The sequence below is a fragment of the Acidimicrobiales bacterium genome, from assembly GCA_022452145.1.
GTDB lineage: Bacteria > Actinomycetota > Acidimicrobiia > Acidimicrobiales > MedAcidi-G1 > UBA9410.
In genome coordinates this window covers 182,318-195,567 of record JAKURY010000002.1, presented here as the reverse complement: position 1 = coordinate 195,567, position 13,250 = coordinate 182,318, and the positions used below count along the sequence as shown (strand labels likewise).

The following is a 13,250-nucleotide window of genomic DNA, read 5'->3' as shown; positions in this document are numbered from 1 at the left end:
GTCCCTGACCGGTCAGCCGGCCAGCCGCTGTCGGGCGGTCACCTCGTTGAGGCCCGCCACACCGACGCGCTTGGTGCGCGAGGTCGCCCCGGCCTCCAGCGTGACCGCTGGTCGGCGGAGGCCCAGTGCCTTCGCCAGGGATCGGCGTGCCGCCTCGGTGGCCCTGCCGTCCTCGGGTGCTGCACCCACCCGGATGCGGATGGTCCCGTCCTCGTAGCGGACGTCGTTCCTTCGGGCATTCGGAGTGACCCGAACCTCCAGCACGCATGACCTATCGCCCGAGTCAACGCCCGATGTTCCCATCACGCCGGCTTTCGGCCCGCCGAGGTCGTTGCCTCCATGCGGGGTCCCGGTCCGGCGTGCATGTCCGCCTTCAGACGGGGTCCCAGGTGACGGGCACCGCCGCCGGCTTCCGGAACACCAGCCCCCGGGCCGGTTCGAAGCCGTCATCCAGCCTGACGCCGGGCAGGAGGTCCAGGACGGCATCGACTGCGGCGATCGTCTGGAGCCTGGCCAGGTGCAGGCCCAGGCACACGTGCGGGCCCTTTACGAAGGCCAGCTGCAGGTGGAGGTTCGGGCGCCTCACGTCGAACCGGTCGGGATCATCGAACACGACCGGATCCCGGTTGGCGCCGGCCAGGGACACCGTCACCAGGTCACCGACACCGATCCGCGCTTCCAGCAGGTCGACTTCACGGGTGGCGTAGCGGTCCACCAGGGTGGCCGCCGGCTCCATCCGGAGCGACTCCTCCACGGCGTCGGGTACGAGGTTCCGGTCGTAGGCGACCGCGGCCAGCTGGGACGGATCGCCGATCAGGTGGGCGAGGGCGTTCGCCGTCATCCCCTCTGATGTCTCGATGGCCCCGAACATGAGCACGGCGGTGTTCGAGAAGACCTCGTCGGGGGTGAGCGAGCCCTCGTAGGCCACCTCGGCCAGCAGCGAGCCGGCCGATTCCCCAACCGTCCTGTCCACGGCCCTGCGAAGGTCGGCCACCGCCAGACGGGTGCCCCGGCCGACATCACGGCCGGCGTTCACACCCTCGACGCCGGCGACGATGGCCCTGTACCACGCCAGCACCCGAGCAGGGTCGGTCCCGACCAGTCCCAGGGCCCGGGTGATTACCGACACCGCCAGTGGTCCGGCCAGAACTGCTCGTAGGTCGGCTCGGCTGTCGTCGACCACCGTGGTGACGAGTCGTCGTGCCTCGCCGGCGGTCCAGGCCTTGAATCCGTCCCGGACCGCGGCCTGCCTGAAGGGAGGTGCGAACGGCATCCGGTGGCGCGCGTGCTCGTCGCCGTCGGTGGACAGCATGGAGGGCCCCACTACCCGGGCCGTGGAGAACCGTGGGTCGTCCACGGTGAAGGTGTCGGCGTCCCTGAGGACGGACAGGGCGGCGTCCCGCCCTGTCACCAACCAGCCGTCCAGGGATGGCAGCCACGACACGGGCTCGTTGGCCCGGAGCCGGGCCAGGTGGGGGTGGACGTAGCCCGTCAGGTCGTCGAGGGTCACCGAGGCTCCGACCGGGAATCCGGTGCTGCGGTCGACGACGTCCATGGGTCGAGCCTTGCAGACCCGCAGGCTGGACCGCTGCGTCGACCTGGGACGGTGTCGCCTGGTCAACCCAGGACGGTGCCGCTGGTGGCCACCCCGGTACGTAGGCGGGAGAACGCTCCGAGGTCCAGCGTCCGGCCAATGTGGTGGCAGTCGGTCGTCACGGGATCATCGTCGTGGTCGTGGCCGGCCTCGCAGGCGTCGACCAGGTCACGCATGGCCTGGCCGACCAGGGGCGCGTTCTTGAACTGGTTGCCCGATGTCCCGATGGCAACGTAGTAGCCCTCCAGCGAGGTCCGGTCGTAGATAGGCAGCCAGTCCGGCGTCACGTCGTAGGCCCCGGCCAGGCCGGTCGGCCTGTGGGGTACGGCCAGGCCGGGAAGGCGGCGGGCCAGCCGCCACACCTGCGCCTCGAAGCAGGCCACGGTGGGTGTGGGGGCCACGTCGTCCGGGTCGTCCACCCACTCGAGCGGATCGCAGTCCGGCTCGACGCCACCTACCAGCAGCGTGCCGCCCGGTTGGGGGCGGGCGTAGTAGCCGAGGTCCAGGTCGGCCACCATGACCCCGCCGTCGTCGAGGCCGAACCCGTCGGGGCCCCGGACCACGTGGACCTCCTGGCGCAGAGCGCGGGTGGATACCGCCATCTCGTCGGTGACGCCGGCCAGCCTGTTCACCTCCGAGCTCCATGGTCCGGCAGCGTTGACCACCACCGGGGCGCTGAGAATCGACCCGTCGGCCAGGCGCACGCCAGCCACGCGTCCGCCGGCCGTAGCCATCCCGACCACCCGGGTCCGGAGGCGGACCACGGCTCCGTGGTGTCGGGCTGCGTCCATCAGGTTTGTGGCTGCCAACTGGGGATCGTCCACGAAGCCCGAGTCGGTGGTGAGCACGCTGCTGAGGCGGTCGCCGGGTTCGTCGAAGAACCTCTCGTCGTCCGGTCGGCGTGGCGGGAAGAACGCCCGGGTATCGAGCCCCGGGAACCGTTCGGCCAGGGCCCCCGAATCGAGTACCTCGTGCCCGACGCCGACCTCGGCCAGGAGGCCGACCATCCGGTCCCTGTCGAACCCCGGTGGTTCGAGGAAGAGCATCGGGCAGCGGCGGAAGGCGGCCAGGGGACCGGTGTGGCCGGGCATGCCCAGGTGGTCGGCCCAGGCCCACCAGCGGTGTGCCGACTCCCAGGCTGCGGTCACCCCGGCGAGCGTGGAGAAGTTGTACCTGACAACGGCCGAACTGGAGCTCGTCGAGCCACCGCCCACCGCCGAGCCCTTGTCCACCACCACCGCGGTGCGGCCCGACCGCTGCATCTCCAGGGCTATCGATGCCCCCATGACCCCTGCTCCGACCACCACCACGTCCGGCACGGACCGCAGCCTAGGAGTGTCCCTACTGCACACGCCGGCTTGAGGCGGCGGGTGTGGGGCCGGATCGCGCTTTCACCCGGAGGGGCGTGACCACTACCGTGGCGGCACCTCGGTACCATGCCGGGAGAAGACGAACCGGCAGGTGGCCGGTTCCGGATGCCCAATCCTCCTCAGGGAGGGCAGGTACCCAGGGGAGAGCAGGTACCCAGGGGAGATAGGTACCCGGGCAGCGGTGCAGGAGCAGAGAGGACACGACAGGTGACCAGGACGGACGACTTAGCCGGACTCGTCTTCTCTTCGGATGACGTCTGTCGGGTGGTGGGCGAACGTGTCCGCGACGCACGACGGGCCCTGGGGTTGACCATGGCGCAGTTCGCCGAGGTCGCCGAGATCTCCCTCGGCATGGTGTCCAAGATCGAGCACGGCCAGACATCGCCAAGCCTGTCCACGCTGACCCGCCTGGCCCACGCCGCCAGGGTTCCAATCACGGCCTTCTTCCGTGGGCTGGACGAGGAGCACGACGTCGTGATCGTGAGGGCCGACGAACGCATGGAGATCCTCCACGAGGGCAGCCGCCCCGGTCACGTCTACGAGGACCTGGGCTCGCTACGGGGCAAGACCCGGATCATCGAGCCGATGATGGTCACCCTGGAATCCAGGGACGACGTCTTTCCGCTGTTCCAGCATGAGGGCGTGGAGTTCCTCCACCTCCTCGAGGGCGTCATGGAGTACGGCTACGGACCCAACAGCTACAGGCTGGAGCCCGGAGACACGATCCAGATCCACGGCGAGGTGGCCCACGGACCAGTCGAACTCGTCGACCTCCCGGTCAGGTTCATGTCGGTCAAGGTCTTCCCGGTGCCGGAATAGGTTGATGACGTGGGAATCCTCTGGCTCATGGGGGCCCATCAGAGCGGGGTGTTCTTCCTGCTGCTGCTTGCCGTGTTGGGCCTCACCTGGTGGGAGGCCCGGCAGCAGGACTTCGACCGTCGGCTCACCTTCTGGTGGATCTCGGTGGTGGGCATGACACATGTGCTGGGCTATCTGGCGTTGCGTGCCTGGGTCGCCTCAAGCGAACGGCGCGACCGGTGACCCCGATCCGACAGTGGTCGATGGCGGCCCGGGTGCTCGTGGTCCTGGCTGTGGTTCTGGTCGTCAGCTACCTCGGAGGGTGCCTGGGAGGGACCGGCATCGCAGGGGACGAGGCGGTCCGGATCGCCCGGGAGCAGATCGACTTCGTCCCGCAGCACACCAACGCCGAGTTTGGTCGTAAGGGCTTCCCGCCGACGGCGGTCTGGGCTGTCACCTTCTGGATCGAGGCCGAGGGCGAGGACGGCGGGTTCGAGCGCCGGAGCGCCGTCGAGATCCATGCCGACACCGGCGTGGTGCTCGCTGTCCACCACAAGCCCTGATCGACGTCCGACCTGGCCGGGTCGGAGGTTGCGATCGAGACCACCGGAGGGTGCCTTGGCCTGGCGGAGAGGGAGTCTTCGTCCTCCGGAGGGAGTTCTCACGCCTACCGGGGGGTTTCCTAGTGGGAGAAAGATTTCCTAGCGTGGGTGATCCGGTGCTGTTAATGTGACTTTCGTAACAATACCGATCGGGGTGTCCGGCGGTTCCAAGATGGGTATCCGGGACACAGACTCGATTTGTCCAGCCAAGGGGGAGACATCAGCATGCGTATGTCCGTTACGAGTCTCGGTGAGGAGGTGTTGGCACGATGATGGGCGATGACATTTTCATTGAGAATTACTACTTCGTCACCGTGGTCTTCATGTGGTTCCTCCATGTGGGCTTCATGTCCTACGAAGCCGGCGTCAGCCGCCGCAAGAACGTCATGTCGACGGCGATCAAGAACATTATGACCATCGCCGTGGTCACGCCGGCCTTCTACTACGCGGGTTGGTGGACGTACTTCTGCATGTCGGAGGGGTTCATCCCGACGATCGGCGACGCAATCCACGGCCCGGAGTGCACCTGGGGCAACCCATGGGGCGAGTTGATGGGTCCCAACATCGGCGACCACGTCATGGCCGTCTTCTGGGCAGCGTTCCTGCTGTTCTCATGGACTACCGGCTCGATCATGTCGGGTGCCATCATCGAGCGCGTCCGCGTCTCGGCGTACCTGGTACTCACCGTGTTCCTAGGTGCGTTCGTGTGGATCATCGCCGCCGCCTGGGGTTGGAGTTGGCACGGCTGGCTGGTCGTCCACTTCGGCTTCCACGACTTCGCCGCCTCCGGTGTGGTGCACGGCATCGCCGGGCTCTTCGCCCTAGGCGTGCTGTTCAACCTGGGTCCACGGGTCGGCAAGTACGACGACTCGGGAGGGGCACGGGCCTTCAAGCCCCACAACCTCCACATGACCCTCATGGGCCTCATGATCATCTTCACCGCCTTCTACGCCTTCTATGCGGCGTGCCTGGCGGTGTTGCCGGGTGAGGCTCCGGGCTGGAACACCATCTACTACAACCCGACCACGTTGGGTGCCATCACCTACACGATCACCATCGCCTTCGCGGCTGGCTTCATGAGCGGATACATCTGCTCCAAGGGCGATCCGTTCTGGACGCTGTCCGGAGGCCTCGCCGGCGTCATCGCCGTGTCGTCAGGTGCGGACGTCTACGCCCCGTCGCTGACCTATCTGCTGGCGTTCGCCGGCGCGGCGTTCGCCGTGTGGGTCGGCAACTGGCAGGACACGAAGATGCGGGTCGACGATGCGGTCGGTGCGGTCGCCGTCCACGGCTGGACCGGGATGCTGGGCGTGCTGTTCATGGGCATCTTTGCCAGCGGCTATCCCACCGGTGGGTTCTCGGGCAACGTCCGGGTCACCATCCTGGGACAGCTGGTCGGCATAGCCACCTTCATCGCGTTGGCCTTCCTCTCCGGCTACATCATCTCGTGGCTGCTGAAGAAGGCGAACCTCCTGCGGGTGCCGCTCGAGGTGGAGCTCGAGGGTCTCGACCTCGCCGAGTTCGGTACCGACTTCTACCCGGACTTCGCCGCCAACGACGAGGTCATCGTGGAAGCCGACGGCACAGAGGTGCCGGCAGCACCGGTACTCCGCCATGCCGCCAGCCAGGTCATCCGAGGCTGATCGATGCTGGAACTCATCGGGGCCATCGCGCTGATGTACGCCGTCGTTTTGGCAGCGGGCATCTGGGCGACGCGCAAGTCCAAGGCCCTGCGTGAGGCAGAAGTAAACGACATCGACAGTTCAGTTTGAAAAGGAGTGTGAAAAGACATGGATAGCTTTCCCTACGCCGACTGGGCGGAGGCGCTTGAAGCGAACAGTGCCATCTACACATTTGCCGACAACGAGAACATCATTTTCCTGCTCACGGGCCTGGGCATCGCGTTGTTCCTGTTGAGCATGGTCCACCTGGTCAGGAACGAGGACAAGAACCTCAACCACGCGGCCGCTCGTCTGGCCGCCCGGGATGCTGCACCGACTGCACCGATGGGAGGTGAGTGAGATGGCCGGCAAGCAGATCGAGTTTCAGGAGATCCACACCCATAAGAAGAGTTATGAGCGTGGGATGCTGATCGCGTCAGTCCTCTGCATCGTGTTCGTCATCATCGCGGTCAACGTCGTCGGTGGTGGCGGTACCTGCTGCTGATCCCCGTCGAGTAGTAGTCAGATGACGGCGGCGGTGCGCCTCCGAGTTTCGGAGGTCGCCGCCGCCGTCATCGTTTTCTCGTCGCTACTGCCCTGGACCGTCGACGACGGACGCACGCTGCGGGGAATCCAGGTGGGCGAGGGGCAGTTTGTCGTCCTCATGGCCGTGGTGACGATCGTGATGATCCGCTTCGGCAACCGCCTGGCGTGGTTCGCCGCCGGCTTCTCGGCCGCCGTACTGTGGCGGGAGTGGTTCGCCAGCGACGAGGTCATCTGGAGCCTCGGGCTCCTCACCGGCGCCCTGGCTGCGACCGTGGCCGTCGTCTTCCTCATCTGGAACATGTTCGCCGAGGTCAGGCCGCCCGGCGACGACTGATCGTCCTCATCTCCGGGCGTCACCGGTTTTCCGGCGACACCAGACGGGGCATCGCTACCTGATGGATAATCACCGGTATGACGTAGCCGTCGTAGGTGGCGGCATGCTCGGTAGTTCCACGGCCAGGCACCTGGCTGACGCGGGCTGCGACGTGGTCCTGATCGGCCAGCGCGAGCCGACGGACCATCGCACCCACACCGGCGTCTTCGCCAGCCACCACGACATCGCCCGGGTTAGCCGGACGATCGACCCCGACCCGGTCAGGGCCTGGCTGGCCCACCGGTCGGTGCCCCAGTTCGAAGCGCTGGCCGTCCGCACCGGCATCCGGTGCACCGTCGGGACGGGCCACCTGTGGGTCGAGGACGCTGCGGGCATCGACCTGCTGGTCGTCGCCGACGAGCGGTTCGACCTGGGGTGCCTCCGTCGGAGCGCGACCGACACCGTCGGGTCCATGCCCTACCTGTCCCTACCGGAAGGCCTCGACACCCTGTACGAGCCATCGCCCGCCGGCTACGTGGACCCACGGGCCCACGTCCGGGCCGAGGTGCTGGCCGCCGCCGACGCCGGGGCGACGGTGGTCGACGCCCTCGTCGGGTCCGTCGTCGGATCGGGCCACGCCGTCGAGGTCGGGACCGACCTGGGAACGGTGACCGCCGACCGGGTACTGCTGGCCACAGGTGCCTTCTCGGGCCACGGTGACACGCCGGTTGCCGGGTTGGACCTCGAGTACGCCCTCCACACCCAGCTGTACGTCGAGCTCCCCGATGACGAGGCAGACCGGCTGTCCGGGATGCCCAGCATCATCGCCAAGTTCCCGGATCCGCTCGACGACCTCTACCTGACACCGCCGGTGGTCGACCCGCAGGGCAGGACGGTGTTCAAGATCGGCACTCCGCAGGACAACCACGTACGGGTGGCGTCCGATCGGCTAACCGCGTGGTTCCGGACCGATGGTGATCCTGTAGTAGCCGACCGGCTGGAAGGGATCCTGGCGGGCCTGATACCCGACCTCGCCGACCTCGCCCGGTGGACGGGCTCGTGCGTCACCACCTACACGCCCAGCGGCCACCCGGCCATCGACTGGGTCGACGCCGGTGCCGGGCGGATCGCGTGTTGCATCGGGGGCAACGGCTACGCCGCCAAGTGCGCACCGGCCCTCGGCGAGTTGGCTGCAGGGATGCTGCTCGACCAACCGTGGCCAACAGAGGTCGACCGGGGCCTGTTCCGGGCGGCGTCTGCCCGTTGAGTCCCCTTGAGTCCCATGGGCCAGTCCTGTGGACTAGCTCTTCACCCGCTCCTTGTCCGGGTCGTAGTGCGGGAACCGCACCACGGTGGCCGGGAGGCGCTTCTGGTGGCCGTCCATCTTCCCGACCTCCACGTCGGTGCCGATCTCAGCGTGCTCCACGGCCATCCGGCACAGGGCGATGTTCTTGCCCAGGATCGGCGATCGGGATCCGCTGGTGATGGTGCCCACCTGCTGTCGACCCACCATGACCGGGTCACCTGTGCCGACGAGGTCGTCGCCGACGAGGTCCAGGCCGACCAGCATGCGCTGCGGGTGTTCCTTGCCCCGGACCAGGGCATCGCGACCGATGAAGTCGTCCTCCTTGGTCTTGAGCGGCACGGTGAAGCCGATGCCTGCCTCGAACGGGTTGGTCTGGTCGCAGAATTCGGCGCCGGAGTAGATGAGACCGGCTTCGACGCGCAGCATGTCCAGCGCCTCGAAGCCGAGCGGCAAGAGGCCCTTCGGCTCGCCGGCCTCCCAGATGGCGTCCCACACCTCGGGGGCCATCTTCGGGTGGCAGAACACCTCGAAACCCAGCTCACCGGTGTAGCCGGTGCGCGACAGGACGATCGGTATTCCGTCGGCGTGGCCGATCCGACCCACCGAGAACCGGAACCAGCCCAGCTCCTCGACGGTGGACTGGTCGGGTCGAGTCCAGACGACCTCGGAGAGGATCTCCCGGCTGAGAGGTCCCTGGACCTGCACGTTGTGGAGCTGGTCGGTGGAGTCCCGAACCCAGGCGTGGAGGCCGAGTTCCTTCGCCTGCTTGCGCAGCCACAGGCCGCTGGCGTCCGAGCCGCCGATCCACCGGAAGTTGTCGGGACCGAGGCGGAACACCGTCCCATCGTCGATCATGCCGCCGGTGTCGTAGCACATGGCCGTGTAGACGACCTGCCAGACGGCCAGCTTCCGGATGTTGCGCGTCACGCAGGTCTGGAGCAGCAGCTCGGCGTCCGGGCCGACGACCTCGAACTTGCGCAGTGGCGAGAGGTCGATGATCCCGGCCTTCTCCCGGGTGGCCCAGTACTCCTCTATCGGTCCGTGGTTGGTGTAGCTGTTGGCCAGCCAGTAGCCGTTGTACTCGGTGAAGTTCCGGGTCAGCGCGGAGGTCCGGGAGTGGAAGCCGGTCTCCTTGGTCAACTCGGGGTCGGCATCGGTAGACATACGAAAGGCCGTCGCTTTCTTGAAGGTGTTGGTCGCCGGGTAGACGCGGACATGGATGTCGGTGGGTTGCCAGCCGTTGGCGGCGTCGATGTCGCACGGGCAGGCCGACGATACGCAGACCAGGTCAGTCAGCGCCTCGAGTAGGACGTAGTCGCCGGGACGAGACCACGGCTCCTCGAAGAACAGCTGGTTCGCGTCGTCCAGGTTGGTGTTGTAGAAGAAGTTGATGGCTCCCCAACCGCGGCGGGGGGCGATGCTGTAGGGGGCCAGGACGGCATTGAAGTTGTCGCTGCAGTTGATGTGACCCGGGTAGCCCATGTCCTCGTAGTACTTGGCGTTGCAGGCCGTGTTGAAGGTGTCGTGGCGGCCCACGGTGTCGTGGATGATCTCCACCATCGGCTGGAAATCGTGCGTGAAGTACTTGGAATAGAGGCCGGGCATCGGGTAGCTGGCACCCATGAGGCTGCGGGTGATGGTTGCGTCCAGCGCCGCCTCCACGCCGCCATCCAGCCGGGCGGCGTCGAAGCACTGGAAGTCAGAGCATTCCCTGCCCTCCACGTCGATGACCTGGATGAACTCGCCGGCCTTCACCTCGTAGGCCCGTGCCGTGGCGGCCCGGATGCGGACGTCTTGGTTCTGGTCGGCCAGCGGGGTGGGGAGAATCTCGAGGCCGGGGGCCGGAGGCGCGGTCCGGTGGATGAAGGCGACGATGTCGGTGGGGGTGTTCTGGTCCTCGGGGGACATGTCGCCGCCGGTCACGCCGATGACGCAGACCACGTCGGCCGACGCGGTCAGCCATGCCGTTTCGTCGGCCGGCGAGTCAGGGGCGAACAGGTGGACGGCGGTCGCTGCGCCGAGGTCGATGCCCTTGTCTGCCAGGGCATCGGCGACCCGGCGTGCGTCGTGCTGGTCGGCTGCCAGGATCGCGGCGATGCCGGTGGCCGGGGCACCCGACGGTTCGCCCAGGAGCCCAGGGTCGGACCGGCCGTCGCGGTCGAAGGCCGCCACCTCGACCGGCTGGCAGCCCTCGGGGTCGATGACCTCGAGGCGGTCACCGGCTCCGAGGAGCACAGCGGTTACGGCCCCGCCGTTCACCCGGTACCGCTCCACGCCCGGCTGGAAGTTGGCCATGCCAGGCAGCAGCAGGCGGGGGCTTCCGGCTTCAGTGATCGTCATAGTCGTCCCCCTGTTGCCCGTAGTAGGGCCGGTCGGTTCCACAGCGCCTCAGGTAGCCGCGTCGGAGCAGATCGTTGACCAGAGTAACCGCGCACAATCACCCGTGTGTGTAGAGAGAGTTTCCTATGACGGAAGATTTCACTGGTAGTGCGTGTAGTTGATTGGTATGGTACGCGGGTCTGGGAAATAGTGACGCCGGACACCACAGTTACAAGCGCCGTCACGGGCAACGCGTCCAGTGGGCGTGAGGGGGAGAAGAAAATGACTGATGTCCAGGCCTTCATAGAGGCAGAGGGACGGGCCGAACAGGTCGCCGAGGTCCAGAAGCAGATCGAGGCCGAGGGAATCCAGTACCTCTACTGCCAGTTCGTGTCTGTCACCGGACGCATCATGGGCAAGGGAATCCCGGCAAAGCACTTCGGGACCATCGCCAACAAGGGCTTCCAGCTGGTCTACGGCTCCACGGCCAACCTGTTCGTCGACCGTCACGGCCACTACATCGGCTACGGCGCCGAGTCACGCGAGCTGGTCGGCGTGGCCGAGGTCGAGACCTTCTGCAAGCTTCCCTGGGACCCCAAGACCGCCCGCGTCTTCTGCACCCTGTTCCGGGGGCGTGAGGAGGAGGTCGACGGTGGCGCGTTCCTCACGTCGGACTGTCGCGGCAACCTGCAGCGCATCCACAAGGCCTTTGAGGAGAAGACCGGCCTCCACCTGCGTGCTGGCACCGAGCCCGAGATGATGTGGCTCAAGGCCGACGAGAACGGCAAGCCCACCGTGGAGGGCCTCACCAAGCCGAACTGCTACCACATCGACCAGTTCGCAGAGCTGCAGCCGCTCATCCACCGGGTGGTGGAGTACGGCGAGGCCATGGGCCTGGACATGATCCAGGGCGATCACGAGGACGCTCCGGGCCAACTCGAGCTGAACTTCAACTTCGACCGTGCCGAGCTGACGGCCGACAGGCTCACCACCTACCGCCAGATCTGCAAGCAGGTGGGCCGGGAGTTGGGCGCCTTCCCGTGCTTCATGCCCAAGCCGTTCATGGGCGTGTCGGCCAACGGCTGCCACCACAACATCTCCCTCTGGACCGGCGAGCCCGACGAGGGTGGCGAGAACAAGTTCATGCCCGAGGGCGACGACCCGCAGATCCCCGGCGCGATCGGCATGAAGGCCATCGGCGGGATCATGAAGCACCTGGATGCGTTGACCTGCCTGGGTTCACCGACCGTCAACTCCTACCGGCGCCTCTGGGACACCGGCTTCTGGGCTCCGGTGTTCGCCGACTGGGGCTTCCAGAACCGCACCACCGCCCTGCGCATCAGTGCGCCGGGGCGCTTCGAGTACCGCTCGGTGGACTCGGCGGTCAACCCGTACCTGACAATGGCCGCACTCATCAAGTCCATGGAGGACGGCCTGGACAACGACCTGGACCCGGGACCGCCCGAGGAGCGCAACATCTACGAGGCCATGGACCAGGGCAAGGACGTCAAGAAGATCCCGATGTCGCTCGGCGAGGCACTCATCGCCCTCGACAAGGACGAGGTCGTCAAGAGCGCCCTCCCCGGCGACATGTACAGGGTCTTCGAGCACTACAAGCGCGACGAGTGGGAGCGCTTCATGGCCACGGTTACCGACTGGGACGTCGAGGAGTACCTAGACATCCTCCCGTAGGGCGCGGTTCCCAGGGCCACGCCCCGGGGCCTGAAGGCCCGGTTGCCAACCTCCGGTGACGAACCTGGAGCCCCAGAGACCTGAAAGACGTAGAGACCAGGAGATACGACATGTGCGGCATTGCCGGCATCATCCATCGTGACGGGGCCGCCGACATCGGCGACGAGCTCACGGCGATGCTCAATTCCATGAAGCACCGTGGCCCGGACTCCACCGGCTACGCCATGTACGGACAACCGGACGACCTGGTCGTCGTGCGGTTCATGTTGGCCGAGCCCAACGAGTACGGCGGCTTCGGCATGGATGAGAGGCTGGAACGCAACCGGGCCGAGGTCGAGGCCCGCCTTGCCAAGGTGGGTGCCGACCTGGCGACCATTCACAACGAGACCGGATACGCATTCCGGGCCACCATCCGTTACGGCGGCGACCTCAAGCCTCTCGCCGACTACCTGGAGGACATCGACGGCTGCAAGGTGCTGTCGTTGGGCAACTCCCTCGAGATAGTCAAGGACCTGGGCGACGCCAACACGGTGCACGAGCAGTACGGGCTGGCGAACATGTCGGGTACGCACGGGATCGGGCACGTGCGCATGGCAACCGAGTCCGACGTGGACCTGGCCAGCGCCCACCCTTACTGGGCGTACCCGTTCGCCGACGTGGCGGTTGTGCATAACGGCCAGCTCACCAACTACCACCAATGGCGTCGCCGCCTCGAGCGGATGGGCCACCGGTTCCAGTCCGAGTGCGATTCGGAGATCATCGCCGTCTACCTGGCCCAGCAGCTCGAGGACGGCCTGCCGCTCGAGACGGCCATGAAGCACAGCCTCGACGATTTCGACGGCGTCTTCACCTACCTGGTTGCCACCGGCAGCGAGTTGGGCATCGCCAAGGACGAGATGGCGGCCAAGCCGCTGGTGCTCATGGAGTCCGACAACCTGGTGGCGATGGCCTCCGAGGAGATAGCCATCCGGGCACTCGTCGGAACCGAGGTGGAGACCAGGGATCCGTTCGAGCGGGAGGTGTTGACGTGGCAGGTCTGAGCACCAAGA

Annotated in this window: 14 protein-coding genes; 10 read left to right on the top strand and 4 right to left on the bottom strand. The window is 66.8% G+C overall.

Features of this window, described 5'->3' with window-relative positions; translation table 11 throughout:
* Window positions 1–12 precede the first annotated feature (12 nt).
* From MK177_01220 to MK177_01210, 3 genes are all read right to left on the bottom strand, one after another.
* Window positions 13–264 carry a DUF167 domain-containing protein gene (locus MK177_01220; protein MCH2425934.1) on the bottom strand — a complete coding sequence of 84 codons (252 nt, stop codon included), beginning with the start codon at window positions 262–264 and terminating at the stop codon, window positions 13–15.
* A gap of 109 nt (window positions 265–373) precedes the next feature.
* Window positions 374–1,555 carry a cytochrome P450 gene (locus MK177_01215; GenBank protein MCH2425933.1) on the bottom strand — a complete coding sequence of 394 codons (1,182 nt, stop codon included), beginning with the start codon at window positions 1,553–1,555 and terminating at the stop codon, window positions 374–376.
* 62 nt (window positions 1,556–1,617) lie between these two features.
* Entirely contained in the window at window positions 1,618–2,913 is a 1,296-nt protein-coding gene (locus tag MK177_01210; GenBank protein MCH2425932.1) for an FAD-binding oxidoreductase, read from the bottom strand.
* Window positions 2,914–3,171: 258 nt separating this feature from the next.
* On the opposite strand from MK177_01210, the gene MK177_01205 reads away from it, so the two are divergent.
* From MK177_01205 to MK177_01170, 8 genes are all read left to right on the top strand, one after another.
* Complete coding sequence (locus MK177_01205) at window positions 3,172–3,783, top strand: XRE family transcriptional regulator (protein ID MCH2425931.1); 612 nt, start codon at window positions 3,172–3,174, stop codon at window positions 3,781–3,783.
* Window positions 3,784–3,792: 9 nt separating this feature from the next.
* Window positions 3,793–4,005, top strand: a complete 213-nt coding sequence (locus MK177_01200) for a hypothetical protein (GenBank protein MCH2425930.1) — start codon at window positions 3,793–3,795, stop codon at window positions 4,003–4,005.
* The gene (locus MK177_01195) at window positions 4,002–4,325 is read left to right on the top strand and encodes a hypothetical protein (GenBank protein MCH2425929.1); all 324 of its coding nucleotides are present in this window, start codon (window positions 4,002–4,004) and stop codon (window positions 4,323–4,325) included. The genes MK177_01200 and MK177_01195 overlap by 4 nt, the downstream gene beginning before the upstream one ends.
* A 311-nt stretch (window positions 4,326–4,636) precedes the next feature.
* Window positions 4,637–6,007 carry a hypothetical protein gene (locus MK177_01190; protein MCH2425928.1) on the top strand — a complete coding sequence of 457 codons (1,371 nt, stop codon included), beginning with the start codon at window positions 4,637–4,639 and terminating at the stop codon, window positions 6,005–6,007.
* A gap of 147 nt (window positions 6,008–6,154) precedes the next feature.
* Window positions 6,155–6,385: a hypothetical protein gene (locus MK177_01185; protein ID MCH2425927.1), complete on the top strand. Its 231-nt coding sequence runs from the start codon at window positions 6,155–6,157 to the stop codon at window positions 6,383–6,385.
* Between the two features lies 1 nt (window position 6,386).
* Window positions 6,387–6,530, top strand: coding sequence for a hypothetical protein (locus MK177_01180; GenBank protein ID MCH2425926.1), 144 nt, complete (start codon window positions 6,387–6,389; stop codon window positions 6,528–6,530).
* Between the two features lie 33 nt (window positions 6,531–6,563).
* Window positions 6,564–6,905, top strand: a complete 342-nt coding sequence (locus MK177_01175; GenBank protein ID MCH2425925.1) for a hypothetical protein — start codon at window positions 6,564–6,566, stop codon at window positions 6,903–6,905.
* A 61-nt stretch (window positions 6,906–6,966) separates the two neighbouring features.
* The gene (locus tag MK177_01170; protein MCH2425924.1) at window positions 6,967–8,151 is read left to right on the top strand and encodes an FAD-binding oxidoreductase; all 1,185 of its coding nucleotides are present in this window, start codon (window positions 6,967–6,969) and stop codon (window positions 8,149–8,151) included.
* A 33-nt stretch (window positions 8,152–8,184) separates the two neighbouring features.
* On the opposite strand, the gene MK177_01165 is transcribed toward MK177_01170, so the two are convergent.
* Window positions 8,185–10,530, bottom strand: a complete 2,346-nt coding sequence (locus MK177_01165) for an aminomethyltransferase family protein (protein MCH2425923.1) — start codon at window positions 10,528–10,530, stop codon at window positions 8,185–8,187.
* Between the two features lie 261 nt (window positions 10,531–10,791).
* Between MK177_01165 and MK177_01160 the strand changes: the two genes are divergently transcribed.
* Both MK177_01160 and MK177_01155 read left to right on the top strand, forming a co-directional pair.
* The gene (locus MK177_01160) at window positions 10,792–12,201 is read left to right on the top strand and encodes a glutamine synthetase family protein (protein ID MCH2425922.1); all 1,410 of its coding nucleotides are present in this window, start codon (window positions 10,792–10,794) and stop codon (window positions 12,199–12,201) included.
* A gap of 110 nt (window positions 12,202–12,311) precedes the next feature.
* Window positions 12,312–13,241: a class II glutamine amidotransferase gene (locus MK177_01155; GenBank protein MCH2425921.1), complete on the top strand. Its 930-nt coding sequence runs from the start codon at window positions 12,312–12,314 to the stop codon at window positions 13,239–13,241.
* Window positions 13,242–13,250: the final 9 nt, after the last annotated feature.

Bases quoted from the DNA above. Each gene is read 5' to 3' on its own strand.
- MK177_01160 (MCH2425922.1), top strand. From the start codon at position 10,792: ATGACTGATGTCCAGGCCTTCATAGAGGCAGAGGGACGGGCCGAACAG.
- MK177_01155 (MCH2425921.1), top strand. From the start codon at position 12,312: ATGTGCGGCATTGCCGGCATCATCCATCGTGACGGGGCCGCCGACATC.
- MK177_01180 (MCH2425926.1), top strand. From the start codon at position 6,387: ATGGCCGGCAAGCAGATCGAGTTTCAGGAGATCCACACCCATAAGAAG.
- MK177_01190 (MCH2425928.1), top strand. From the start codon at position 4,637: ATGGGCGATGACATTTTCATTGAGAATTACTACTTCGTCACCGTGGTC.
- MK177_01215 (MCH2425933.1), bottom strand. From the start codon at position 1,555: ATGGACGTCGTCGACCGCAGCACCGGATTCCCGGTCGGAGCCTCGGTG.
- MK177_01165 (MCH2425923.1), bottom strand. From the start codon at position 10,530: ATGACGATCACTGAAGCCGGAAGCCCCCGCCTGCTGCTGCCTGGCATG.
- MK177_01170 (MCH2425924.1), top strand. From the start codon at position 6,967: ATGGATAATCACCGGTATGACGTAGCCGTCGTAGGTGGCGGCATGCTC.
- MK177_01185 (MCH2425927.1), top strand. From the start codon at position 6,155: ATGGATAGCTTTCCCTACGCCGACTGGGCGGAGGCGCTTGAAGCGAAC.